21 protein-coding genes, 1 CRISPR repeat array and 1 other annotated feature (2 of these 23 cut by a window edge) are annotated in these 26,602 nt (G+C 40.0%); of the genes, 3 read left to right on the top strand and 18 right to left on the bottom strand.

Annotated features, from left to right (window positions below; translation table 11 throughout):
* Positions 1-742: a CRISPR direct-repeat array (repeat unit 33 nt; unit sequence GTTTCAATCCACACGCCCCATGCGGAGCGCGAC) (it extends 2,757 nt beyond the left edge of the window).
* Between the two features lie 159 nt (positions 743-901).
* The 12 genes from cas2 to lctB all read right to left on the bottom strand — a co-directional run bounded on the left by cas2 (position 902) and on the right by lctB (position 15,302).
* The gene (gene cas2, locus FZC41_RS11350; protein ID WP_148567526.1) at positions 902-1,192 is read right to left on the bottom strand and encodes a CRISPR-associated endonuclease Cas2; all 291 of its coding nucleotides are present in this window, start codon (positions 1,190-1,192) and stop codon (positions 902-904) included.
* A 9-nt stretch (positions 1,193-1,201) separates the two neighbouring features.
* Positions 1,202-2,233, bottom strand: a complete 1,032-nt coding sequence (gene cas1c / locus FZC41_RS11345) for a type I-C CRISPR-associated endonuclease Cas1c (RefSeq protein ID WP_148567525.1) — start codon at positions 2,231-2,233, stop codon at positions 1,202-1,204.
* A 1-nt stretch (position 2,234) separates the two neighbouring features.
* Positions 2,235-2,903, bottom strand: a complete 669-nt coding sequence (gene cas4 / locus FZC41_RS11340; RefSeq protein ID WP_148567524.1) for a CRISPR-associated protein Cas4 — start codon at positions 2,901-2,903, stop codon at positions 2,235-2,237.
* A complete protein-coding gene (gene cas7c / locus FZC41_RS11335; RefSeq protein ID WP_243136707.1) occupies positions 2,890-3,768 on the bottom strand; it encodes a type I-C CRISPR-associated protein Cas7/Csd2 in 879 nt (292 codons plus the stop codon). The genes cas4 and cas7c overlap by 14 nt, the downstream gene beginning before the upstream one ends.
* Positions 3,768-5,534: a type I-C CRISPR-associated protein Cas8c/Csd1 gene (cas8c, locus tag FZC41_RS11330; RefSeq protein ID WP_148567523.1), complete on the bottom strand. Its 1,767-nt coding sequence runs from the start codon at positions 5,532-5,534 to the stop codon at positions 3,768-3,770. The genes cas7c and cas8c overlap by 1 nt, the downstream gene beginning before the upstream one ends.
* The gene (gene cas5c, locus FZC41_RS11325) at positions 5,531-6,214 is read right to left on the bottom strand and encodes a type I-C CRISPR-associated protein Cas5c (RefSeq protein WP_148567566.1); all 684 of its coding nucleotides are present in this window, start codon (positions 6,212-6,214) and stop codon (positions 5,531-5,533) included. Before cas5c ends, cas8c begins: the two co-directional genes overlap by 4 nt.
* A gap of 11 nt (positions 6,215-6,225) precedes the next feature.
* On the bottom strand, positions 6,226-8,430 hold the full coding sequence (cas3, locus tag FZC41_RS11320; RefSeq protein WP_148567522.1) for a CRISPR-associated helicase Cas3': 2,205 nt from the start codon (positions 8,428-8,430) through the stop codon (positions 6,226-6,228).
* A gap of 497 nt (positions 8,431-8,927) precedes the next feature.
* Positions 8,928-10,202: a nickel-dependent lactate racemase gene (larA, locus tag FZC41_RS11315; RefSeq protein WP_148567521.1), complete on the bottom strand. Its 1,275-nt coding sequence runs from the start codon at positions 10,200-10,202 to the stop codon at positions 8,928-8,930.
* Positions 10,203-10,303: 101 nt separating this feature from the next.
* Positions 10,304-11,845 (bottom strand): L-lactate permease, encoded by a 1,542-nt coding sequence (locus FZC41_RS11310; protein WP_148567520.1) that lies wholly within the window; start codon positions 11,843-11,845, stop codon positions 10,304-10,306.
* A gap of 7 nt (positions 11,846-11,852) precedes the next feature.
* The gene (gene lctD / locus FZC41_RS11305) at positions 11,853-13,253 is read right to left on the bottom strand and encodes a lactate dehydrogenase subunit LctD (protein ID WP_148567519.1); all 1,401 of its coding nucleotides are present in this window, start codon (positions 13,251-13,253) and stop codon (positions 11,853-11,855) included.
* A 1-nt stretch (position 13,254) separates the two neighbouring features.
* A complete protein-coding gene (lctC, locus tag FZC41_RS11300) occupies positions 13,255-14,493 on the bottom strand; it encodes a lactate dehydrogenase subunit LctC (protein ID WP_148567518.1) in 1,239 nt (412 codons plus the stop codon).
* Between the two features lie 14 nt (positions 14,494-14,507).
* Positions 14,508-15,302, bottom strand: a complete 795-nt coding sequence (gene lctB, locus FZC41_RS11295; RefSeq protein ID WP_148567517.1) for a lactate dehydrogenase subunit LctB — start codon at positions 15,300-15,302, stop codon at positions 14,508-14,510.
* A gap of 291 nt (positions 15,303-15,593) precedes the next feature.
* Here lctB and FZC41_RS11290 point away from each other — a divergent pair, with 291 nt between their 5' ends.
* Positions 15,594-16,301 (top strand): FadR/GntR family transcriptional regulator, encoded by a 708-nt coding sequence (locus FZC41_RS11290; protein ID WP_148567516.1) that lies wholly within the window; start codon positions 15,594-15,596, stop codon positions 16,299-16,301.
* A 100-nt stretch (positions 16,302-16,401) separates the two neighbouring features.
* Here the strand turns inward: FZC41_RS11290 and FZC41_RS11285 are convergent, their stop codons facing one another.
* The 5 genes from FZC41_RS11285 to FZC41_RS11265 form a co-directional block, all read right to left on the bottom strand.
* Positions 16,402-17,892, bottom strand: a complete 1,491-nt coding sequence (locus FZC41_RS11285; protein WP_148567515.1) for a phosphohexomutase domain-containing protein — start codon at positions 17,890-17,892, stop codon at positions 16,402-16,404.
* A gap of 48 nt (positions 17,893-17,940) precedes the next feature.
* On the bottom strand, positions 17,941-18,924 hold the full coding sequence (argF, locus tag FZC41_RS11280) for an ornithine carbamoyltransferase (protein ID WP_148567514.1): 984 nt from the start codon (positions 18,922-18,924) through the stop codon (positions 17,941-17,943).
* Positions 18,925-19,018: 94 nt separating this feature from the next.
* Positions 19,019-20,251, bottom strand: a complete 1,233-nt coding sequence (locus tag FZC41_RS11275) for an arginine deiminase (protein WP_148567513.1) — start codon at positions 20,249-20,251, stop codon at positions 19,019-19,021.
* A gap of 138 nt (positions 20,252-20,389) precedes the next feature.
* On the bottom strand, positions 20,390-20,668 hold the full coding sequence (locus tag FZC41_RS11270; protein WP_148567512.1) for a Veg family protein: 279 nt from the start codon (positions 20,666-20,668) through the stop codon (positions 20,390-20,392).
* A gap of 239 nt (positions 20,669-20,907) precedes the next feature.
* Complete coding sequence (locus FZC41_RS11265; RefSeq protein WP_148567511.1) at positions 20,908-21,591, bottom strand: HAD family hydrolase; 684 nt, start codon at positions 21,589-21,591, stop codon at positions 20,908-20,910.
* 124 nt (positions 21,592-21,715) lie between these two features.
* On the opposite strand from FZC41_RS11265, the gene FZC41_RS11260 reads away from it, so the two are divergent.
* Entirely contained in the window at positions 21,716-22,351 is a 636-nt protein-coding gene (locus FZC41_RS11260) for a lactate utilization protein (RefSeq protein WP_148567510.1), read from the top strand.
* The gene (gene pheA / locus FZC41_RS11255; RefSeq protein ID WP_148567509.1) at positions 22,352-23,248 is read left to right on the top strand and encodes a prephenate dehydratase; all 897 of its coding nucleotides are present in this window, start codon (positions 22,352-22,354) and stop codon (positions 23,246-23,248) included.
* Positions 23,249-23,353: 105 nt separating this feature from the next.
* Here the strand turns inward: pheA and ileS are convergent, their stop codons facing one another.
* Complete coding sequence (gene ileS, locus FZC41_RS11250) at positions 23,354-26,449, bottom strand: isoleucine--tRNA ligase (RefSeq protein ID WP_148567508.1); 3,096 nt, start codon at positions 26,447-26,449, stop codon at positions 23,354-23,356.
* Between the two features lie 55 nt (positions 26,450-26,504).
* Positions 26,505-26,602: a binding site (T-box leader), on the bottom strand (it continues 110 nt past the right edge of the window).

Below are 26,602 nucleotides of genomic sequence, written 5' to 3'. Positions count from 1 at the left end.
GGAGCGCGACTTAATGATAATGCAATTGCTGTACCACCGATTGGTTTCAATCCACACGCCCCATGCGGAGCGCGACTTTACATATTCTTTTAATGCCATACTTGCTAAATGTTTCAATCCACACGCCCCATGCGGAGCGCGACTTTAATGATTCAATATTTAAAGATTATGAGGTGAGTTTCAATCCACACGCCCCATGCGGAGCGCGACGGTTAAGCTGATTGATGATGCACTAAACAAAGTAGTTTCAATCCACACGCCCCATGCGGAGCGCGACTAACTCCTGTATCTGTACCAAACTGTCCTAGAGGTTTCAATCCACACGCCCCATGCGGAGCGCGACGTAGAATAAACTAACAACATAGGGCAGTCTAAGTTTCAATCCACACGCCCCATGCGGAGCGCGACAAGACCTGCCAACCTTTAGTTGACCAGTATAGAAGTTTCAATCCACACGCCCCATGCGGAGCGCGACTTGAGAGTGTACAGGCTTTATTAGATCCCTATAATGGTTTCAATCCACACGCCCCATGCGGAGCGCGACTTATGGCCCATGTTAGAGTCGCTAATAATGAAGTTTCAATCCACACGCCCCATGCGGAGCGCGACCCAATGGGAGCCGCTTATAATGCTACTATAGTAGTTTCAATCCACACGCCCCATGCGGAGCGCGACTGTCATTTTCTTCGCTATTTTTGATTCTATATTTGTTTCAATCCACACGCCCCATGCGGAGCGCGACTCTGCAATTAGATAAAAAATGCTGTATCTATGCCGTTTCACGACTTTTTGAGGCGGACTAGTTTTTTGTTTATTTTTAGTTTTTATTTTTAAGAATCTGATTATATCCAGCTTTCTATAGAATAGAAAACAATGTTAGCTTGGGGTTCGCAAAACACCACTAGATTATTAAAATATCTTGTGGATTGAATGATGGTTTCGCACCCACATGTTCCACTTTTTTTTCCCAATTATTACCTAAATAATAATATCTCAAACTGTCTGTTTCTTTATTTATTATTTTTTCTAATTCATTTTTCAATTTTAAAAATGTACCATAATCAATACAGCATTCAAAAAGTGAATTTTGAACTCGTTGTCCATAATTTTGACAAGCTTTACTGACTTTTCTTAGTCGTTTTCTTCCTTCAGCCGACATCGTACTCACATCATAGCCGATTATAACATACATAAAACCACCTCATCTCATTAAAAACGGACAATACTCCGGTAACTCTTCACGTAAATACTTACCCAGCAACTGTGCTTGTACATAAGGAATCAACCCAATCTCAATTTTTTCTTTAATATATGGATGCATAATTATTTCTTTTTTTCTATCCTGCCAACATTTAAGTATTTTTTTTCTTCCATCATCGGTCATTAATACACCGCCACCTTCTTTTTTTTGAAAGTCTTTTTTCGTTATATGCTTTAAATTAATCATAGTTAATACAACTCGATCAACCATATATGCTCTCAATTCTTCCATTAAATCAAGTGCTAACGATGGTCGACCTGGTCTTAAAGTATGCATAAAACCAACATAAGGATCTAATCCTACGGTCTCCAACGCCGATCGAACTTCAAATGAAAGAATTGTATAAAGATATGACAACATACAATTTAAGAAGTCTAATGGCGGTCTTTTTGAACGTTCAATCATACTAAAATCTTTTTTTTGAGCCAATACCATATCACTAAAAACGGAAAAATAATTTCTTGCAATAATTCCTTCAAAGCCCCTTAATTGATCAGAATCATTAAATTCATAAATTCTATCAATATTATTAGCAATATAGTTTGATGTTATTTTTAGATTCGATGTATCTATTTTATCGAAATTATCTCTTATTGTTCTCTCCAAAGTCATTCTACTATTGCAAAGCTTAGCTGCAATAATGTTTTTAGATATATTCAAACAAAATTCTTCATTTTCACTTAATGTATATTGTTTTTTCCTAAGTAGTACATTTCCTTTTGTCTTACCAACAATTCTAGCCAAGTATTCGCCATTGGGTTTTAAAAAATTTATGGATATGTTATTATCAGCACATTTGCCCATTAATGCAGGACTAGCCCCCATATAACCAAAACAGATAATATTTTCAATATTAACAAACGGCAACCGAAACTTTTCATTATCTTCCAACAAAACAACAAGATTTTCACCATCCAGTGAAAGATATGAGTTTGGGGTTGTAATATATAAACTATTGAGTAATTTTTTCATGTCAATTTTCTTTCATCAGTATCGATATCCGATCTTTTAACTTTTTTTGCTTATTAAATACAGATGGAATACAAGTATTGATTAATGAACACAAACTACAGATTTGATCTTTAGATTTATTCGGAACCTTTTGATTTAAAAGCAAATCATTCATATTTTTCACCTGTACTTTCACCTCCTCTTTTAATTCCTCGGTTATTTCAACTGTTACCCTCCTTTTAATTTTTCCATAAAAGATATCACCACTTTTAATTTCAGTTTGAAACATTTCTTCCAGGCACATAACTTGCGCACATAATTGGTAATTATCTGCATTACTTTTTTCTGGTTTCCCATTTTTATATTCAACTGGATTTATTTCCCAAAGGCCCTTTTTTCTTGGTATCTTAATACCCTTTTCGTTTTGAATAAACTCAACAATATCAGCAACTCCATAAAGATTTAATTTATTTGAAAAAATTGGCACACTTCTGCTTATATAAATAGCTCCCCGCTTTTCGTTGAAATTTGGATCATCTGCACGTTGGTGTAACAAATCACCTTCGACAATTTTATAATTATTCCCCCACTCACATTCAAGATACATAAGTGCAAATCTTCTTTTACAATATATATACTGTTTTAATGAAGATAGTGGCAATCTTTCAATTCCTTCGTCAAATTTTTTCATCCACTGTTACACCATTCGGCATATTACTTTTATCAATTTTCACTTCATAATCCGTATATTTTCTTGTTGGAATATCTTGATTAATTCGTTTTACTTGTACTCTTTCCAACAAAGTATGGGATGGTGCATTTCCCAGAAAGCTTTCGTGTTTAAAAACAATCAGTTTACGTACTACCATCTTTCCTCTTGCCGCTGAATGATCGTTTTCGAACATATTAATAATTGCTTCCCACAATAATTCAATATCTATATTTGTAAAACCAGTAACATTCTGAGCCAATGCTGCAGAAACAAAACCTTCTGCTTTATACAAACCATAGGGTACAAAGCTTTTCTTGCCCATCTCAGTGGTCCCTTTACTTGCATCTTTTTGATTTGTTATAGCCATTCGTGTGATAGTTATTTCCTGAGTGGCAATCGGATCAATACTCTTTGCAAAATTAATTTGAACCGGCCCCCGCACAACACCACAAGGATAATCACCAGTACTCATAACTGCACCAAAAGTTCTTACGTCAAAATAATTTTCGCACATAAAACCTTGTGCTATTGCTATTTTATCCTTGTCACCTTTTTTTTCTTTTGTTAGTCCCTTTTCTACGTAAGCATTTTCTAATTTATCATTAAGTATTTCTTTTATGAATATTTTATAACCTGGTGTATCATTCTTTACTAACTCTATATAATTTCTGATTTTTCTTTTTATACAAACATCCGTAACAAGACCATGACCGGTTTCAGCATCAACCCTAGGCATATTTCCTGCATCAGGATCGCCGTTTGGATTTCCATTCTCTACATCAAATAAAACCACAAATTCATATCTGTTTTTAATTGCATTTTCAAATTTCATGGTATCTTCCATTATAAAGCCTCTACTTTCACTTCTCTTTTTTCATAATTTTTTTGATTTTGCTGATAATAACCTAAAATAAAACGCCCTTGATTTTCCATGTCTAATATTTTTGGAAACGTATCGCCTTCTATAAGACTCAAGCATTCTCCCAACTTTATATCCCAGTAATTCCCCTCAATTTTCGCCAAATGGTGCTGGGTCAATTTTAATAAATTGGGAAATACTAATGAAGGATTGGCGCAGGCTGAAGCAAAATACTTGTCCTTTATTGTTGAATTAATACTGTCACCAAGTGCATTTTTTTGAATCATTTCAAGAATTGCAAATGTTCTTCCTAATACATAGGCCGGTTTTGTCGATTTTTCATTAAGATACATTGTTAATTCCTCCTTCTTTTTTTGAATTCTATTTTTTCTTATTAAATAGCCTTTGATAATTGAAGCCCTTGGCTGGGTTATCTGTGTTTCAGCTTTTACCCGTATGATGGTTTGATTTAATAAGATTTGTGGATACTGTTCTCCTGTGAAAATTGAACGGGCCACTGCACCACCTAAAAGTGGGTTTACTTTTTTATCTTTACTTTTTGAGCTGATGGTAGCATTTAAAAGACTCCATATTTTTATATGATCTTTTCCGCTTCCCCCCCCATAAATCGAAATATCATCATAATGCTGTTTAATCTTGTCACAAAAATTACCAAAGGTATCCCTATAGAAAAAACGGACCGATAATCTCCCGGCATTGGGTGATAAGCCTAATATGAAGAACTTCGTGTTGGAATCGAGTTCCGTATCATTGTATATTCCTTTTGAACCATCTGCCAAAATACTCTTTATCTTTTCTCTTGTTTTTACATCCTCAGCAACTATGTCCTCTTCAATGGCCTCCGGATTGTTCATCATACTTTTAAATATATTGGTATAGGCGCTTTCTATTTTTCCTGCCCAGAAAACAGTGGTTGCATCACCAATTTGAATTTTTTGTTCTCTGTCTGAAAGCATATATTGAAGAGCAGTATAATATTTAAACGCAACCTCTTCACTGACTGCTGAATTTCTTGATTGTTTTAAACCGTATGATTCATCTGCATCCTTATTAAAACATACCAATGATGCTCCCATAGTGCTTGCCCCATCTACACCTTTAAACTTGTCATGCAAACGTGCAATTGGTGCTGTTACACCAGAAATGGCACACTGTGCTACTTCCATTCCTTCTTCTTTTAATTTTTCTTCATTCTGTTTTTTCCAGATTTCAGTGATTTCGTGCTGTTCGTGAAAATATTTTTTACTCCCCAAAAACTTAAAAACCACATTTCCTGAAAAGGCTTTTCCTTTATCTGAGTAATGTTTTAGGATATAATCATTTTCCCAAGCCTTATCGATATCCCAATTTTCGAAATATTTTCTAATTGCGATTCCTTCAGAAGAGCTTGCTTCTTCAAACATTTCTAAATGCAAACTCTTGGCCTTTTCGAATTTCGTTTTCTCTATTGCTTTTTCACCCTTCTCACCACCAACACCAAAAATATATTCAAAATTATCACAAACCGGTGATGATGAAATGCTTGAAGTCTTCATACTTATTGGCATTTTAAAGCTTTGAGATCGATTATTATTTAATTCTTTTAAGGATATTATATCCAATAATTCTCCTTCTTCTGATAATGTTGCAGCATAACTTACTGGTATATTTTGAAAACCAAATGGACAAATATCTATATCCTTTTGTTGACTTAGCAAGTCGTAATAGTCGCATAATGCGTTTAAAATCAAATTTTCACCTCATTTCTAACTTTTGATAAATTTAACACTCCATCCTCAAGTTTAGCTCTGAAAAAGCTCGGATTAACGGTTTGTTTTGTTTTACTCTCATCCAACGTAAAGTTCATATCATATAGCATATAACCCAAATCAACGTCTCCGATAATTTTACTTTTTGGTACAGCCGTTTCATCCTCAATCAGTTCAAAGGATGCACCAAATTCCCTGGTACCCAATGAAGGATGATGAAAATACTGTCCTTGTCTTAATCGCCTTAACGCAATATTATAGTGTTTTTCCACAGTGTCAGTTTCCCCAGCCTTCTCCTTATTTAAATCAAAATGTGCTTCTATTACATATTCAACATCCCTAAGAATAAGAGCTGCTCGTTGATGTCGATTTTCCGGAGCAATGATGTGATAAGGTTCTGATTGATCCATTGCTTTTTTGATGCTTCCTAATTTTGCAACCTCTGATACTTCATTTCTTCGAACATTTGTGAACCTAATTGGGTTAATTACATGAATTTTATCAATAGTCCATTTTATCGCCGGTTTCCAATAAATTGCTTCAATAATGCCCCTGGCAGCTGAAGGAGTCATCATGTCATAACTCACCCTTTCCACTTTCATTTCTGGACGTGTAAAACATGCATAATCGCCCCAAACCCGAATTTTCACACCATAACCCATACTTAATCCTCCTAAATTATACTGCATTCTGCATTTTTATTATTATCTGTGAATATATCTAACCCTGTTTCACCTTTGTAGTACTGATTATTATTGAGTATATTAAAACCACTATCTAATACTTCTAGTGCATTTTCTTCTAATAATTTTTGATATTCATTTTTATAAATAGAAACCGAATACTGTTGCAGTTTTCTAGTGCTAACCCTTTTAAATATATGCTGTCGTAATTCTTCAGTTAATTCCTTTGATTCCTTTGAAAGGTTGATAATAATATTTTCTGTATTATCTTCAATGATTTTGTATTTTTTTGCTACTGTTTCAAAATTAAATCTATAACTGTTTCCTTTAATTTCGAATTCATCTAAAATATTTTTTGAATCTAAAATATTATCAGAACTTGATGCATGATATAAATTTTCAAAATACATTGTTACCCCTTTCATTTCAAAAGCCTCTTCGCCTAATACTGCGATCACCTCTTTTGTAAGACTGGCCATGCTTTGGATGACTTTTGGTATCTTTCCGGCATCACTTGTCGGTTCAAATACTAAAACCCGCCCCTTTTTCAATTTTCCTTCCCGATTGGCTCGCCCTCCTGCCTGTATAATATTATCTATCCCAGCAATACTTCTCATCACAACAGGAAAGTCGATGTCTACTCCTGCTTCCACCAATGATGTCGCAATTAAAATAACATCATCATTTTTTTCCAGTCTTTCTTTGACTTTTTTTAGCACTTCACGCCGATTTGTACAGTGCATCAAGGTACTGAGGTGATAAATATTCTTAAAACGTTCATCCTCGGATACTAACTTGTAAAGTGCGTAAGCATGTTTACGGGAGTTTACAATACAGAGTGTTTTTCTATTCTCAGCAAACATTTCCAAAATATCTTCATCACTCTTTTTACCAATCACTTCATATTCCACACGCTTTAATTTCTTTGCAAGTTCTCCTGGATTGCCTATGATTTCTGAAATTTTTAATTTTTCATATTTATATTGACTGATTGCCGGTTGAGTTGCACTGCACAAAATCGCTGTTACTTTATAATTTGTGACTAACTCAGAAATGGCATACATGGATGGGGATAACAATTCTCTAGGCAACATTTGTGCTTCGTCAAAAATAACCACACTTTCTGCAATATTATGTAGTTTTCTTGCTTTTGAAGGTTTGTTTGAAAAGAAAGATTCGAAAAACTGAACATTTGTGGTTAAAATAATCGGTATATCCCAATTTTCACTGGCCCACTTTATTCTTTTTTTTATATCTTCCTCAATATCATCTTCTCCAAGAATTCCCTTGGTTTCATCAACCTGGCTATGGTGTTCTAAAACAAATTCTTTACCAAGAATATTAGCAATAACATCTGCATTTTGTTCAATAATGCTGGTATAAGGAATGACATAAATAATCCGTTTGAGATTATGTTTTAAAGCATGTTGTAATGCAAATGACAAAGAAGACAATGTTTTGCCACCGCCAGTAGGTACAGTCAATGTAAATAGTCCCTGTTCCCTTTGGGAAGCCTCCTGACAATCTTTCAGTATTTCTGCACGAATATTATTAATAAAGGAACCATTATTGGCTGGTATACCACTAATTAATTTTTTATCTAATTCTTGAATTGTATACGGAAGACTGTCTCTGCTTATATCTGTAATATATTCTTCGGTGTCTGTCCAGTCAGCATCCACCAAGCAAGAGAAAAGCATTTTAAAATAGGTTGCAAAGGCAAAACTCATTGTCTCATTATCACAATTAATCATCTTAGGTTTGAAATCACTGGGTATATTTATTTCATTACTATATTCTGTATCTTGGCCCTGATAATTATTAATTCTTGAAGAATATGTATTATCTCCCATATTTGACCCACATCCACTATCTTTAAGACCGGTATGATGACCAGCAACCACCATTCCATGAAGCCAGCCCATTTCTTTCCAGCTTTCAGCTAGTACTTTTGCACCTAATGTGGCATGATCTACTTTTACTTTACTTCTTCCTCTGATTCGATCCTGAAAATTTATTTGATATTTGCCAAGATCATGAACCAATCCTAATAATGCACCCATTTCACCAGCATCAAAACTCATTGCGAACTTTTCAGCATAATTTGACACATTTTTGAGATGAGTTATTAATTCTTGCGAATTCTCCTCTCCTGTAAAACACTTACCATCTTTTGTATGACCTAAGTATTTCAAATTATCACCTTCTTTTAATAAAGATCATCGACTTTTACAATCGTTTTCTTTTTTTGTATGCATATGCCTTACAAGATTCTTATTCAACTAAATTCAGTATCTTTGTTGTATATAACGCTATTATACTCCTTTAATTCTCAAATAAATATGATAAAGTTTCACTATTTTAATTTCTCCTCTCTCATGTATAAATTCATATTAACAGAAGCATCCTCCCATTTTTGGTACAAGCGAACTATTTTTTTGTTTTTTTTATCTAGGAAGCTATAAATACTTATGAATGAAGTGTAAATTTTTTCAGCACTGAATAATTATTTTCCATTCAAGATCCTTTATAACTTATCATCATAAAAAATCAAAGAGGTCCTTTGACCCAATAGTATGTTCTCTATTAGACCAAAGCACCTCTTGACGATATGCTCTTTCTATTTCATTTTCAATCTCAGTTATATCCGCTATCTGAAACCCTCATAATATAACTACACTTTAATTTCTCTTTATTCAACAATCACCGCTACCCCATCCGGAATAAGCGTTATTCTTGCCTGGTCATTGTTCAGGTATTCTCGGGCGATTGACAATGCTTCTGCTAAATCTTTTGCCGGTGTCATCTGAAACTCGCGGATCATTGCTTCCGGTGCCGCAGAAATATAGATGACTTTCGCTTTTAACAGAATTCGTGCCAGAATCTGAGCTTCCCACTGATCGGGAATGGTTTCATTTCTTGGTGTTTTTTCAAAACGCTCTGACATTGCCTCAATATTTTTCTCATCTTTAAAGGTATTAAAAAAAGAATCTCCCCCATGGCCATCATTTGACTTTGCTACCATAATAATAACGCCCCCCGGCTTCACGGCGGCTTCCGCTGCCGTCATCCCTTTAACGGCCTGGTAGATGTTTTGGTCCAGAGGATACCCGCCGTTGGAGGTGATAACAATATCGCTGGGGATTGCCTTAACTCTGCAGAGACTTTTTAAAAACTCACACCCCTTTGCATGGGCGCTGCCACAATCACCGGCCACCGCATGGATCACTTCTTTTTCAGAATTAATGACCACATTAACGACAAAAGCCAGCTTTGCGGCTCTTGCGGCATAAAGCATGTCGATATGGAGCGGGTTTCCCTCAATGCATCCTGTTCGGGCCTTGGGATGGGCGATAAATTCGCCGCAGTGATTGGCCAAAACGGTGACCCGGCTGGCGATTCCCGGCAGCACACTTTTTCTGCCTCCGGAAAACCCGGCAAAAAAATGCGGTTCAATGAAGCCTTCCGAAACAAGCAAATCAGCCTCTTCGGCTAACTGATTAATAATCAGCTCGCCCCCTGAAGGTAAAATCCCAATCTTTACAAGGCTGTCGGCATCGCCAGAATCATGAACCACAATTTTTTCTTTTTCAACAATTGCCTCTCCAAATTTCTGAATCATTTCTTCTTTGGTAGTTAATCGATGAAAGCCGGTGGCAATGAGGATGGTAATTTCGGCATTGGGATTGCCCGCGCGAATTTCCGCCAGCATCAATGGCATAATGATCTTGCTGGGGACTGGTCGGGTATGATCACTGGCAATAATCACGACTTTCTTCTTTCCTTTGGCTAGTTCTCTGAGTCCTGGGGAATCGACCGGATTTAACAACGCTTCTTTGACGATGTCAATTTGTGATTTTTGAGGATCATAATTCTCAATTTGTGATACCAGGACACCATTTAAGATGGACTCATCTAAATCTGCAGTCAGCTTTTCTTTTCCATAAGGCAAACTTATTTTCATCATTTTTTCCTTCTTTCTTTTAAAAGAAAGGCATCAGAGGAAAGCGTTCTCCCCTAATGCCCTTTATTTGATTGAAACAATTTATATTTTTTTTAATTAAAATTCTAACGGAAGGTACTCAAAAGGCCTTCGATGAGCGGTGCTCCAAAATACACAACCAACCCAATCACAACAACATAAGCCAGACAAACTTTAAGTGTGGTCTGTAATATTTTTCCCTCGCTGCCAATAATTCCAGTCGCCGCTGTTGCCACAGCAATGCTTTGGGGCGAGATCATCTTTCCGGCCGTGGCACCGGCTGTATTGGCTGCTGCCAGCCAATAGGGACTAATCCCGATAGCCTTGGCCGCCTCCACCTGAAGGCCACCAAAAAGAACGTTGGCTGACGTATCACTGCCGGTTACAAAAGTCCCCATCGCTCCGATAAACGGCGAAATCAGCGGATAGTAACTTCCCGTTAGTAAAACTAAAATGGTTGCAATGATACCAATCATGCCGCTATAACCCATTACTTTGGCTACTGCGACAATGGAGATAATGGTTATCGCTGATTTAAGCATCTGCTTAATGGTGTTTCCGAGAATTTTACTGATTACCCCAAATTTCACGCCCTGGATCAGACCCGCCAGGTAAGTGGCAAAAATGATCAGTGTCCCGGGAGTTGCCAGCCAAAGGAATGTAAAAGGCTTTCCGTGAGGGCCGGTATAGATCTGTACCGATGTTTTAACCTGAGACAAAGCGCCATTAATTGCTGGAAATAATGAGGAACAAAGAATAATAATCATAAACACCAATATGAATGGCAGCCATGCCATCACCGCCGTTTTTAGATCAATTTTCTCCTGATCCTTTGAGGCAGTATCTTTATAAAAGACCTTGGCAATGAATATGGTTACCGCCATGCATAAGACGGATCCTACAATTGCCGGTAACTCGGCCCCTAAAAACTTTGCCACAAATATTTGCGGCAATGCAAAGGAAATTCCGGCAAAAAGGGTGATCCAGAAAACACCTTTAAGTCCTTTAATTCCTTTGCCCGTGAACATAACCAGAATAAACGGCACCACGACAATCATAATAAAAAGTTGAATCGCAATGGTGAAGGATAGATCGTTTACATTAAGTCCGGTAACCTGTGCCAGGGTACTCACCGGTAAACCGATCGCCCCAAAAGCGGTTGGGGTCGTGTTGGCAATTAAACAAATAATAGCGGCAAACACCGGATTAAACCCAAGTGCTGCCAGAATGCTGGCGGGAATGGCTACCGCTGTTCCAAACCCGGCAATGGCTTCTAAAAATCCGCCAAAGCCCCAGGCAATAATCAATACCAATATCCGTTGATCCGTGGAAACCGTGGTCATCATCTTTTTAATCGTTTCCATTCCTCCGGTATGCGTGACCAGATTATAAGTGAAAACAGCTGCGACAATGATCAGCATGATCGGCCAGATGGCCATCGCTCCGCCTTCCAACGCCGCGGTAAGACTATCCACCACCGGCATTTTCCATACCAGCAAACTTAAGATAATGGTAATGACCAAGGCAATGGGACAGGCTTTGTGTCCGGGGATCTTTAAGATCCCCAGAGAAACAATCAGCCATAATACCGGAATTAATGCGATTAAGAAAAGTACAATATCATTCATACTCCACCTACATCTGACATACTTTTTTAGGATTAAGTAGGTTTTTGGGATCAAAGGTTTGTTTGATTCCGGCCATTAAAGCCAGATGTTCAGTTCCAAAGTCATTTAGAAGATACTGCCGTTTAGCATAGCCGATGCCGTGTTCTCCTGAAACCAAGCCATGGAAGGTGAGTGCTTTTGTATACATACGACCCATCGCTTCGTCAAGTTTTGCATTCCATTCTTCCTGGCCCAGTTTGTCCCGACATACATAGATATGAAGATTTCCATCTCCGGCATGTCCAAAACTCGGAATCCGCAGATCCATTTCTTTTGCTAAGTCATGGGTGAATTCAATGAATTCAGCGATTCGATTTCTTGGCACCACCACATCACATTCATCCATTTCAGTAGTGGACGCCTTGATTGCTTCTAAAAAAGCGCCCCGGGCCGACCAAACGGAATCTTTCCGTTCATCGGTATCGACAATAAAGACATCCTTGGCACCTTCTGCCAAGCAGAGATTAGCCACCACTTCATATTCGGCTTCTACCTGTTCTTTAGTATTGCCATCAAAAGTTAGCAGGATATAGGCGTTGCTGCTGGAATCCGGGAATTTTTTGCCCAGGAATTCTTCAGCGAATAGAATGGTTTGCCGTTCCATAAATTCAATCGCTGTAGGAATCGCTTTAGATTTGATGATCTTTGGCACAATTCCGGCAGCGGCCCCAATATTGTCAAAGGGAATCAATAAGCTCAGGGTCTTTTTAGGTAGCGGCAAAAGCTTTAAAATGGCTTCGGTAATGACACAAAGCGTTCCTTCTGAACCAATAACCAAATCTTTCAAGCTGTAGCCCGAGCTGTTCTTAACAATTTTTCCACCCAGCTCAATAATTTCGCCGTTGGAAAGTACCACCGTCAGCCCGCGGACATAGTCCCGGGTGACCCCATATTTTACGGCCCGCATCCCGCCGGCATTCGTACTGATATTTCCGGCAATCGTCGCCGATTTTTCGCCGGGATCCGGGGGATAGAAAAGATCACTTTCTTCCACAAATTTTGACAGTTCCATCAGGAGTACCCCTGGTTCGACCGTTACCGTCAGGTTTTCCGTATCCAGCTCAAGAATATTGTTCATCAGGGTGGTTTCCAGCATGATTCCGCCGAATAACGGAACGCAAGCGCCAACCAGGCCGGTACCGGAGCCTCGCACGACCACCGGAATATTATGATCATAGGAGAATTTCATGATTTTTGAAATCTCTTCTGTCGATTTTACCTTAATCAAAACTTCTGGATAAGAATGAATGGTTGCCAATTCATCATGGCTGAAATCTTCACCAATTTCGGTGCCCACAAAAATGCGTTCAGCCGGAATCAGTTCCTTTAAAAAAGTGATATCCGCTGCTGTAACTTTTTTATAATCCATCTTATACTGCCATCCTTTCTTCAGGCTCGGTTATTTCCTGCTCTGTTATTGTTTCCGACGCTTCGATCATTTTCAACAATTCCGGCAGTATCTCATACAGATCACCAACCATCCCACAGTGGGCAACATTAAAAATGGGTGCCTTGGGATCATTGTTAATGGCAATAATGTATTCGGAATTTTGCATCCCGGCGGCAAACTGTACCGCGCCGGAAATACCAAGGGCAATAATCAACTTTGGTTTTACCGTTCGGCCGCTAAGCCCAATTTGCAGCTTTGCGTCGAACCAGCCGGCTTCAATTCCGGGCCGGGTACAGGCCACGACAGCGCCAATTTTTTCGGCAAATTCATTAATCATATCTAAATCTTTTTCGCTTTTTACCCCTCGGCCGACCGCCACAATGGTATCCGCCTCAGAAATATCCAGTCCTTTTTCTTTTTTAATCACTTCCAGGACTTCAATGGATGAAATCAGTTTTTCTTTTTCGATTTCCATCATTTCAATGGTTCCCCAAGGATCTTTCACAAATTCAGGCGCGTTAAACACTTTATAGCGAACGGTGCAAAACTGGGGACGATTATTTTCGGTAACAATTTGGGCCATAATATTTCCGCCAAAAGCCGGACGGATCTGTACCAAATCGGTATTTTCTTTCATTTCTAAAATCGTGCAATCAGCGGTCAGACCGGTGCGGTAGCGGGCTGCCACTCGCGGAGCCAGCGAACGGCCGACATTGGTTGCGCCAACCAAGATGGAAGATGGTTTTATTTTTTCAATAAAATCTTCAAATGCGTTGGCATAGGGTTCAATCACAAAATGCTTTAATTCCGGTTCGTCATACACAAAAACCTTATCGACGCCGTAATTCAAAAGTTCCTCTGCCGGCTTCTTAATATTGGTTCCCATTAACAAAGCATAAACCGGATGATTAGTAACCTTTGCAAGTTCTCGGGCTTTTCCAATCAGTTCAAATGTGACGGGGTGAATCTTTCCTTCGATATGATCCACATAGACCGTAATTCCCCGGTATAAATCCTTGTCAATGGCGACTTTCTCGTCCTCTTCAAGAATGAGAATGCCTTCCGGTCCTTTTTTTAAACACATTTTGCACATCTTACAGGCGGCCGTCACTTCAAGCTTATCATTTTCATAACTGAAGGCTCCGAAAGGACAAATCTCTGCCAGTGCTTCATAGATCTCTCGACCTGCATTTTCATTAATTATTTTTATTCCTGCCATGATTTTTTTCCTTTCTAGCCTAAATATTTTTTCTCTGACAAAATTCCAAATAAGGTTTTCGCCAGGGTTTTGCCATCTCCGGCAAAGCTCGTTTTTTCAACATTGCTTTCCGGCGGAAAAATACGTTCAACCTGAGTGGCTGATCCGCTTAATCCATATTTTTTTTCATCGGTGTCATACATATCTTTTAACGTCAGAATTTTTATTTCCGGGTTTTCTGTAATTGCCATTTTCCGCTTGTACGAGGGTAAGCGTGGTGTGTAAATATCCTTGTCCACGGTAATCAGACAGGGGTATGGAATCCGTTGGATTTCAATCGAATCATCCATGTTCATCTGTAAAGTCAAGCCTTTTTCATCTGCCAATAAAATCTTAATGACATTTGTAATATGCGGGATTCCTAAAAACTCGGCCATTTCTGGTCCGACCTGAGCGGTATCACCATCGGTGGTTTGCTTTCCACAAACGATGAGATCAAAATCACCAAGTCTTTTAACTCCCTGGGCGAGTGTGTAGCTTGTTGCAACCACATCCGCGCCGCCAAATTTCCGGTCTGATAATAAACAGCCTTCATCTGCACCCATATAAAAAGACTCTAATAATACTTCTTTACTCTGCATCGGCCCCATCGTCAAGGTGGTAATGGTCCCGCCTAATTGTTCTTTCAGCCGGAATGCGGTTTCTAAAGCATACAAATCATAAGGGTTCATTTTTGATTCAACCCCATCACGAATCAGGACACCAGTCACTGGATCAACTTCCACATTGGATGTTCCAGGGACCTGTTTAATACAAACCAGTATTTTCATTCTTACCCTCCATTAAAATCACTCTGATAAAATCTCTTTGATAAAATTTTGCTATTGGTCAGTGGTCTGACCACCAACCTGTTGCCATTATATTCTTTTCGTAAATTCTTGTCAAGTATTAAAATAACGTTTTCATTATTTTTTTTATATTTTTATGATTTTGCATTTAAAAATCTCTGTGCTACAATTAAAACAAGCATTGAAATCTATAACAATTTTCTCTCTGCTATCATAATTCAACAAGCTGCTATCATGATGATATGAGCAAATAAAATGAAATGACGTGTATATATGTTTAAAGAAATCGAACAAAAAAAAATATATTTGCAAATCCTCGAGCAAATCAAAGATAATATTATCGAGGGAAATTTAAAAAGCGGTGACCGTCTTCCTTCTGAGCGGCAATGGGCAGAACAATTAGGCGTTTCCAGAGCAACCATCCGGGAAGCCGTCCGAGCCCTGGAAATGATTGGGTTGGTGCGATGCCAGCAGGGCGAAGGCAACTTTATTGCCGTCGATTATGAAGATACCCTAACCCAGCCCTTAACCATTATGTTCTGGCTAAGCAAAGCAAAAATCAGTCAGATTCAAGAACTCCGTCGCGCCCTTGAAACCGAATCTGCTAAACTGGCTGCCAAACATATGACCCCTGAGCGCTATGAAAAGATTGAAAAAATTTGTCGGGCGATTGAAACCGAAACCGATGAATCCATTCGGGCTGAATTGGACAAACGTTTCCATTATGAAATTGCCATCGCTTCTGAAAATATCATGATTAAAAATGTCCTTTTGTCATCCGCTTCTCTGATTGAAGCCCTGATCAAGGATATCCGCATCGCCATACTTGACGATCCCCACAGGGGCCCGCTCATCGATCAGCAGCATCACATTATTCTCCAGGCTTTTCAAAACCATGATCCCCTTAAAGCCGCGATGGCCATGTCCCAACATATGGATTTAATTGATGACTTTGTTTCCCAGCTGGAGCCTGATGATTAATCGGCGCAAAAAAAAACCGCAACAGGACTTTTACCCCTGTTGCGGTTTTTGCTGACTATATCTTACTTTATCTTACTATATCTAACTTCAATGGTCATTGCTATTGTTTCAAAGCCTCGAATTGATCTAAATACGCCATCAACGTTGTTTGGATAACGTCGCATCCGCCAACCGCGTCGGATTCAATATTTAGTGGCATAATGGGATCATGAAGGGACATTCTGAGTAAACACCAGCCATTTCCAGCCGTTTCATCACAGCTTACCCGGACCCCTTCATAATTAGGTTCGACCAACGTCCAGCCCGGCTGACTTGCTGCAAAGATTTTAAATTCTTCTAACACCTTTTCACCATATGCCTTAAAATCTTCATCTGCGATCTTAAAACGAATTTCTTTTGCTTCTTGCGGTTCCTTCATGCCCTTTAAAAAAGAACTAATCGGTTTGCCGGACTGATGAAGTTCGGCAAACTTTATGAGTGCCAGGGTAACAAGATGCGCACCGTCATCCAGAAAATAATTTTCTTTGATGGCTCCGTGTCCGCTGGTTTCCATTGCTAAATGTGTTTCAACTCCGGCTTCATTTAAACGAATAGCTTCGTTAATGACATTTTTATAACCTCGTTTAAAGCGGTGATGTTTCCCCCCTAAATTTTGGATATACTCGGTTAACCCGGTCGAAGTAATGGAATCGGTCACAATTGTTGATCCCGGATAATCCTTCAACAACAGGCTTGCAATAAAGGCAATAAATCCATTCCGATTAATGGCATTTCCCTTTTCATCAATAATCGCGGCCCGATCCACATCGGTATCAAAAATAATCCCCATATCCGCCTGATTATCCAAAACCGCTTTGGTGACGTGTTCAATGGCTTGTGGATCTTCCGGATTCGGAACATGATTGGGAAAATTTCCATCCGGATCAAGATAGAGACTTCCCTTGGTATCGGCCCCTAATGGTTGCAGAACCTGTTCGGTAAAAAATCCACCGGCCCCGTTACCGGCATCTACAACGATATGGGTTCCGGCTAACGGCTGCTCATGCTTTGTTTTTTCACGGATCAATTCTACAATATTTTTTGCATAAGAGGGGATAAAATCGTAGTCGACGGCCTGCCCCCCAAGAGTAAACGATGTTTCGACTGTTTCCGCCAGTTCCAGAATTTCGGCAATATCTTCTTTATTCAAGCCGCCCTCTTTGGTGAAAAACTTAAGTCCATTCCGATTGTAAGGCAGATGGCTGGCCGTTACCATCATCGCACCGTCCGTATTCAGGACCGGATCTACCGTGGTCATAAACATTGCCGGGGTGGTGGCAATGCCGCATTGATAGACCTTGTTTCCCTTGCTCACCAATCCCAGCGCCACGGCCTGGGCAAAGTGCGGCCCGGAAATGCGGCTATCCCGCCCCACGGCAATACTTAGCGGCGCTTTTTTTGCCAACTTATTCTCTAGCCAGATGGCAAAGGAAAAGGCGATTTTCATGACCATTTCCTGGGTGAAATTAACGGTTTCCCCAGGAACTCCAGCAATCGCAATGCCCCGTACGTCTGAACCGTTTTGCAACTTCCTAATATTTTTAATTTCCATAATTTCTTAATCTCCTGGCGATGATTCTAGTGAATACAGAGGGATAGTTTAGCCAACCAGAGAGGCACACATTACCGCCTTGATCGTATGCATCCGATTCTCCGCTTCATCGAAGACAACCGAGTGCCTGCTTCTGAAGACTTCATCCGTCACTTCCATTTCACTTAATCCAAATTTCTCTTTGACTTCTTGCGAAACCGTGGTTTCTAAATCGTGAAAGGCCGGCAGACAATGAAGGAAGATTACCTTATCATTTTCTGTTGCCTTAATCATTTCCATATTGACCTGATATGGCGACAATAATTTAATCCGTTCCGCCATTTGAGCCTCTTCACCCATCGAAACCCAAACATCGGTATAGATCACATCCGCCCCCTTCACACCGGCTTTAATATCCGTACTCAGGGTAATCGATCCTCCGGTGGTTTTGCACAAGGTTCTCATTTCTTCCACCAAGCCTTGTTCCGGGAAAAGGACTTCCGGTGCCACTGCCACAAAATGCATTCCCAATTTTGCGCATCCGATCATCAATGAGTTGCCCATATTATTTCTGGCATCTCCAACAAACACCAGTCGACGGCCTTTGAGCTCGCCAAAATTTTCCTGGACAGTCAGCATATCCGCTAATATTTGAGTCGGATGGTCGGTATCCGTCAGTCCGTTCCATACCGGTACGCCGGAACAGTCCGCTAATATCTGTACGGTTTCCTGCTGGAAACCCCGGAATTCGATGCCATCATAAAAGCGGCCTAACACCTTTGCTGTATCCTCAATGGATTCCTTCTTGCCCATTTGACTATTCGTTAAAAATGTGATGTTTGCCCCTTCATCAAAAGCTGCCACTTCAAAAGCGCAACGAGTTCGTGTTGATGTTTTTTCAAAAAGAAGCACAATATTTTTTCCTTTAAGAAGATTTCCCACCTCACCTGCTTTTTTCTTTGCTTTTAACTCTGCCGCGTAATCAATTAGATACTGTATTTCCTCTGGGGTAAAATCCTTTAGCGTCAAAAGATGACGTCCTTTTAAATTCATAGCGCTTCCTCCGTTTATCACTTCTTTTATCTATATTTTAACTGATATTCAGTCTATTTCACAAGGAAAATATTCTTCTTCATAAATTGACTGACTAAAATGAATCTCGATACAAGGGCATGGTCATGCATCGGGGGCCGCCGCGACCACGCACCAGCTCTGAGGCTTCAATCCCAATGACTTCAATGCCATTATCACAGAGCACCTCATTGGAACGTTCATTCCGTTCGTACGCGACAATCACACCGGGGGCAATTGCCAGGGTATTGGTGCTGTCATTCCATTGCTCTCGGGCGGCGGCAACCGGGTTGCCGCCACCGCTTTCAATCAGATTAATGGCCGGCAGCTCCAGAACCGATTTAAGAGCGTCTTTGAGGCTGTCCGCCCACTCATAAAGAAGATAGTCTTTGCCGCCTGGCGTCATCACGACGGTTTCAATTTGTTCTAGAATACCAGGGTAGACAATAAATTTATCATAATCCACCATCGTGAAAACAGTATCTAAATGCATAAAGGCGCGATTATTGGGAATTTTTACGGCCAGTACTTTTTCAATGCCCAAGTCCGCATTAAAAAGGTTTTTGGCCAGCTCTTCAACTCCCTGTACAGCAGTACGCTCGCTGCAACCCACCGCAACAACTTTGGGACTGAGAACCAGGATATCCCCACCTTCGAGAGAAAAAAAGTTAGTATCCTGATAAAATTTTTTATTTTCACAGGTTGCAAACAGCGGATGATTTTCATAAATGGCCGACATGTAGCGACTTTCCCTTTTTCTCGTCCGGGTAGCCATTGCCGAAATACTCAGTCCATCATGAATGGTAACGGCAGGATCTCGCATGAAATAAAGATTCGGCAAAGGATTTAAATAAAATGCATACGGTTCCGGCCCTTTTAAATAGTCCGTTAACACCCGATGCCGTTCCATATGATTCAGTTCTTTTTGCAAAACGCCGGCAATTAATGCCTCTCCCAAATCCTCACTATTCAAGGACATTAAATATTCACTCAAAAAGCCATCAATATAATTTCCGGATGATGGATTCTGGTCGATCACTTCATTGATTAGTTTCTCTCGGACGGATGTTTTTTTGAGAATATCTTTTAATAAATCTTCAACATAATAAACTTCTGCTCCCCGCCTTTTTAATATCGCGGCAAAAGCATCATGCTCTTCCTGCATGCGTTTCAGCCATGGGATATCCTCAAACAATAATTCCTTTAAGGAATCCGGAACAATCCGTTCCAGTTCTCTTCCCGGTCGATGAACCAACACTTTTTTTAATTTTCCTATTTCTGATTCTATATTTAAATTTTTATCTCCCATTTTTCATCTCCATTCTTCCCAATTCTTTTTATTATATCACCGCTTTGATGAAAATCCTATCAATTCGAAATAATTCAAAAAACAAAAAAAGAAGAACATCAGCCCTCCCTTTTTGTGCGGAACTTTTCTATGTTGTCATTATGAAACTAATAGTTTCTTTTCAGCTACAGCTTCATCATCATCAAGTAATACTATTTTTACGCTTTGAGTTAAAAGATCGGAATAACTAAAAGATAACTTTTGCTCTTTTCTTTTATCCTCTTTAACTCTTACGGTAAAAATACTGGGATAAGTTTCCTCAATAATCCCTTCTTTTTGGTAAAGTTTTTTCTTGCTCTTATGTGCTTCAAGTTTGACTCGTCGACCAAGATAATTTTCCACCTCGCGTCTAATGTCCATAATGGTTGCTTTTGGCATGAAATTCACCTCTCTTATGGTTTTCTCTTCCTTAGTATAGCACATATTTAATGGAAAGTAAAACTTTTTTATTATAACAATACCTAGAATCTTTGTCAACATGTAATTTATATTTCTATTTACATTCTGTTCGACGTTTACATTTCCACGCCTGCTAACTCTTAATCTTATCTCAAAAAAATCACCAATCCGGTGAAACCGCATTCGCCTGTTTTCCCGGATTGAAATCAGACTTTAGCTTAGACAGAATACACTTCTTTGCCATCACGCAATGCCTCAATAATCCGCATGGGGTTGTCTATCCAAAACGCATCTTCAAACTTTGAAATCACCTCAGGCGACTCAAACCCCCAGGTGCACAGCACCGGCAGCATTCCCGCATTTGTCCCAGTTTCATAGTCGACCATCGAATCCCCCACATAGAGACATTCTTCTGGATTGACGCCCATTTTTTTTGCTAATGCCAATGTTGTCGTCGGGTTTGGCTTTCTTAGATCATCACTGGTGAATCCCACTACGTCAACAAAATCATATTCCTTAAACAAAATTTGGATCAGCGATTTTGCCTCTGAATCCGGTTTGTTGGTGCAAACCCCATAGGGAATACGATTTGTTTTTAAATAATCCAGTACTTTTGTGATCTCCGGGTAGGGTTTGGTTTTTTTTAAATAGTTAACGCTGTATTCGGCCCGAAGCAGATCCGTCAGTTCATCGACGAAGGCATCATCACTGCGATATTTTTCAGGCATTGCATCACGGGTTAAATTTCTAAGACCCCTGCCAATTAATTTTTTGCCATCTTCATAAGCATAAGTTGGAAATCCATGCTGCGCCATGACGGTATTGCAGGAATCAATAAGATCCTCCAGAGAATTAATTAATGTGCCATCTAAATCAAAAACGATTCCTTTATATTTGTGCATTTTTACCTCCAATTATCTTTTGTTCATCATTTTTATTTTATTATAACCTAATTCAATAATTATTTTTGTTTTTTTTACGCTGTTGGTTTATAATAAGATTATCATTTTCCTTGGAGGTATTATTTTGGGTTATAAAGAAGAAAATTATTTGAATCTCAGTAAATCTTTAATTAAAAATTTTGAAAAGCGGAATTTTGAAGGCTATTACTGCAGCTCGCACGATGAAGCTTTAGAACTTGCTTTATCGTTAATTCCAAAGGGCGCCAGCATTACCCATGGTGGTTCCCAATCCATCAAAGAAATCGGTTTACTCGATGCGGTAAAAAACGGTAACTACACCTACCTTGATCGCGGTCTGGCCAAATCATATCCGGAAAAAAGAGACTTTCTCGCAAAGGCGGTTCTAAGCCACACGCTTATAATGGGGACCAATGCCATTACCATGTCTGGCGAACTCGTAAACATCGATGGTATCGGCAACCGCGTGGCTTTGCTTTGCTTTGGTCCTGAGCAGGTCATTATCATTGCCGGGATTAATAAAATTGTTGCCAATGTAGATGCCGCCATTTTCCGAACCCAGAACGTTGCCGCTCCGGTTAATGCTATCCGCCTGAGCCGAAAAACGCCATGTTATGATACCGGCCACTGCGGCAACTGCCATAGTGAAGATTGCCTTTGTTGCGATATTGTCGTTACCCGACACAGTGATATTCCCGGCCGCATTAAAATTATTTTAGTCGGCGAAAATTTAGGTTACTAAATGAAGATACTGGATGCTTTAAACCAAGCATTTTCAAAGTATCCTCAAGTTGTCGAAGCGAAATCCCGGGTTGCTTACGGCGGTGCCTGTGGTTCCTATTGCGAAGAAGCCAGCATCTCTTTTTTCAATGATTCATGCACGCTTTTTCCCTGTAAAACGTTTGAGGATGTCTTTGAGGCACTGAATCAGGGAAAAGCCGATTATGGGGTTGTTCCCATTGAAAACTCTTCCACCGGTTCCATTGCTGTCGTTTATGACCTGCTTTCCCGCTACCAGTATTATATCGTCGGTGAGGAAGAAATCCGGGTTCGTCACTGCCTTCTAGCTCCAAAAGGAGCGACTCTTGAAAGCATTGATGAAGTCTATTCCCACCCCCAGGGGTTTTCTCAATCTCAGGAATTTCTGAACACCTATCCGAACTGGAAATGCATTCCCTATTTCAATACGGCCATTGCCGCCGCCTACGTAGCTGAAAAAAACGAACCCCATATGGCAGCCATCGCCAGCAAACGAGCCGGTGAAATTTACGATCTTGAAATTTTGGCCGAAAACATCAATTTTTCACAAACCAATGTCACCCGATTTGTCATCATCTCCCGTGAACTTAAACTTTTTAATAAGCCAACTTGCGTCAGTATTGCTTTTCATCTGCCGCATCGTCCGGGATCGCTTTTTGAAGTCATTGGGATCTTTTCGGTCTTTTCGCTCAATTTATCCAAGATTGAATCCCGACCTTTGGCAAATCACAATTGGGAATATCTGTTTTTTATTAATTTTACCGGAAACATTTCTCAAAACACCCTCACCACCCTGCTTCCGATCATTGCGGAAAAAACTGATTATTTTCAATTTCTGGGTTACTACCCGCAATTTATCGAAAAAGGTCCAACTGTTTAAAAAATTAGTTTTAGTAACAAAAAACGTCCTGAAGACAACTGATGTTCCCATTGTCTTCAGGACTTACTTTTTGAATTATATATTCAATTTATAGGGACTTTTACTTTATTTCTTTTCAAGCTCAATCGTTGTATCATGTCCGTTAAGATTGAACGTTTCACCAGCTTCAGGCTTAATCGTAATATGATCGGCCAAGGTTTCGGTTTTTATGAAATCTGAATAGACTTCAATGGCCCGATCCATTTGTTCATCACTGGCATAAGTAATGTCGATCCGATCCATCACTTCATATCCATTGGATTTTCTTAACTGCTGAATGCGTGAAACGAATTCTCGGGCGCAACCCTCGTCCAGCAATTCCTGATTAAGAGTCGTATCCAAAATGATAAATTTGTTATTGAACATCTGGACATTGAATCCTTCCTTTGCTGAAATCCGAATGTCGATAAAATCCTTTTTAAGCTCAATGTTTTCGCCATCCAGATTGACCACGACACTTTCTCCTGATTCCAGTTTAGCAACCGCTTCGGCTGGATTCACTGTAGCAAGTGCTTTTCCCAGGAGCTTCACATTTTTTCCCAGAATCGGTCCGGCTACTTTAAAGTCCGGTTTCAGGGTGTAGTTCATGAAATCTCCAAGATTATCCTCAAAATCAACTTCCTTGATATTGAGTTCCTCTTCTAATAAAACACGTAAATCACCAATGGTTTCACGGTACTTGCCATCCACAATAATTTTGGACAAAGGCTGTCGCACCTTGATTTTCGCATCTTCTCTGGCGCCTCGTCCCAGACTGACCAGATCTCTCACTAAATCCATTGGTTCTTCAATGTCATCTTTAATCAGCGCTTCATTAACCTCCGGATAATCGGCTAAATGAACCGATTCACCGTCAGTCAGCTTTTGATATATTTCTTCCGTTACGTAAGGTGCGAACGGGGCACAAAGGCGGGTAATGCCCTCCAGTACTTCCCAGGTCGTATTGTAAACGGCTTTCTTATCCGCCGTCAGTTCGGTTCCCCAGAAACGGCGACGGTTGCGTCTGATGTACCAGTTGGATAAATCTTCGTTGACAAAGTTTTGAATCTTTCGCACGGCTCTGGTCAGATCGAAAATATCCATTTCCTGGCGAACTTCTTTGACCAGGCGATTGTATTTCGATAGAATCCAGGCATCAATGACTGGACGCTCTTCATAAGGGACAAAGAACTCCCGCGGATCAATCTTATCAGTATTGGCATATAAAGCAAAGAAATGATAGGTGTTTTTAAGGGTATTGAAAAATTTACTTTGAACTTCCTTTAATCCCTTGATATCAAAACGGGTGGGGGTCCAGGATGGTGATACATACAATAAATACCAACGCAGGGCATCCGCTCCGTATTCTTCAAACATTTTAAAGGGATCAACGGTATTTCCCTTGGTTTTGGACATTTTTTGTCCTTCCGCATCAAGGATTAAATCATTGACCAATACCCGTTTATAGGGCGCTTTTCCGGTAACAAAAGACGAAATCGCCAGCAGTGAATAAAACCAGCCTCTGGTCTGATCAATCCCTTCGCATATAAAATCGGCCGGGAATTGTTCTTCCCAAAGTTCTTTGTTTTCAAATGGGTAGTGGTATTGCGCAAACGGCATTGACCCGGAATCAAACCAGCAGTCAATGACATCTTTGACGCGATTCATCGTCTTCCCGCAATCCGGGCATTTGAAATGGACATCATCCACATAAGGGCGGTGAAGTTCAATGGTTTCATCGATGTTTTCAATGGCGCGTTCGACTAATTCCTTTCGGGAACCAACGGTTTCAATATGGCCGCATTCACAGCGCCAGACATTCAGCGGAGTTCCCCAGTACCTGGTTCGGGATATTGCCCAATCATTTAAATTTTCCAGCCAGTTGCCAAAACGTTTTTCACCAACATAATCCGGATACCATTCCACCCCATTATTGTTTTCAATCAATCGGTCTTTAATTTTTGTTATTTCGATGTACCAGCTTGGTTTTGCATAATAAAGCAATGGGGTTTTACATCGCCAGCAGTGCGGATAATTATGAACGATCTTTTCCTTCTTGAAAAGCTTGCCTTCGGCTTTAAGCCATTTTATGATGTCCAGGTCGGCATCCATAACGAATTGGCCCTTCCAGGGGGTATCGGTATATTTTCCATTTTCGGCAACCGGCTGAAGCACCGGCAATTTATACTGGCGGCCGACTTTATAATCGTCCTCGCCAAAGGCTGGTGCGATATGAACGATACCGGTACCGTCTTCTGTGGTAACATAATCCGCACAAGTTACATAAAATGCTTTTTTATCCGGCGTCACAAAAGGCATGAGCTGTTCATACTCAACATATTCCAAAGCGCTCCCTTTCATTTCTGCAAGGATTTCATAATCTTCGCCAAGCAGTTTTGGCGCCAAGACCTTTGCACAGATATAAACGTTTCCGTTGCTTCGGGCTTTAATATAATCCGCCTCCGGATGAACGGCAAGGGCAACATTGGCGGCTAAAGTCCAGGGGGTTGTGGTCCAAACCAGAAAATATTCATCGGCATCCCGGCGTTTGAATGCAACGACAACGGTATTGCTCTTGATTTCCTGATAACCCTGGGCAACCTCATGAGAGGCGAGGCCAGTTCCGCAGCGCGGACAAAAAGGCATGATTTTATGTCCTTCGTAAAGGAACCCTTCCTTGTTGAACTTATCTAAAATCCACCATACCGATTCGATATAATTGTTGTCCAACGTGATGTAAGGATCTTCCATGTCAATGAAATAGCCCATTTTTCGGCTCATTTCTCGCCATTGGTTTTCATAATTGAAAACCGATTCCCGGCATTTTTTATTAAACTTCTCCACGCCGTACGCTTCAATTTCCGGTTTGCTGGATAAGCCTAATTGTTTTTCAACTTCGATTTCAACCGGCAGGCCGTGGGTATCCCATCCCGCTTTTCTGACCACGCGATAGCCATTCATGACCTTGTATTTACAAACGGTGTCTTTTAATGTTCTCGCCAAAACGTGGTGAATCCCAGGCCGTCCATTGGCGGTTGGCGGTCCTTCATAAAATACAAAATTTTCTTTTCCTTCTCGATTATCAATGGTCATTTTTAAAAGATTCATTTTTTCCCATTGCTTCGAAATATTATCTTCCCGTTCTCCAACATTTCCTTCTGTTAATGTTTTAAACTCTGCCAAATCTCTACCTCCACTAACTATAGCTATATTAAACCAAAAAAGCCCCTTGAAAAATTCAAGGGACGAAAAATCGCGGTACCACCCAAGTTGACAGAAACTGCCCACTCATATGAATTTAACGATTCCCCGGGGTTCCCTACTTCATTAATTTCA

Source organism: Acetobacterium paludosum (genome assembly GCF_008086595.1).
Classification (GTDB): Bacteria; Bacillota; Clostridia; order Eubacteriales; family Eubacteriaceae; genus Acetobacterium; species Acetobacterium paludosum.
The sequence above is the reverse complement of the archived record's forward strand: the minus strand, read 5'-3'. Positions and strand labels throughout refer to the sequence as shown.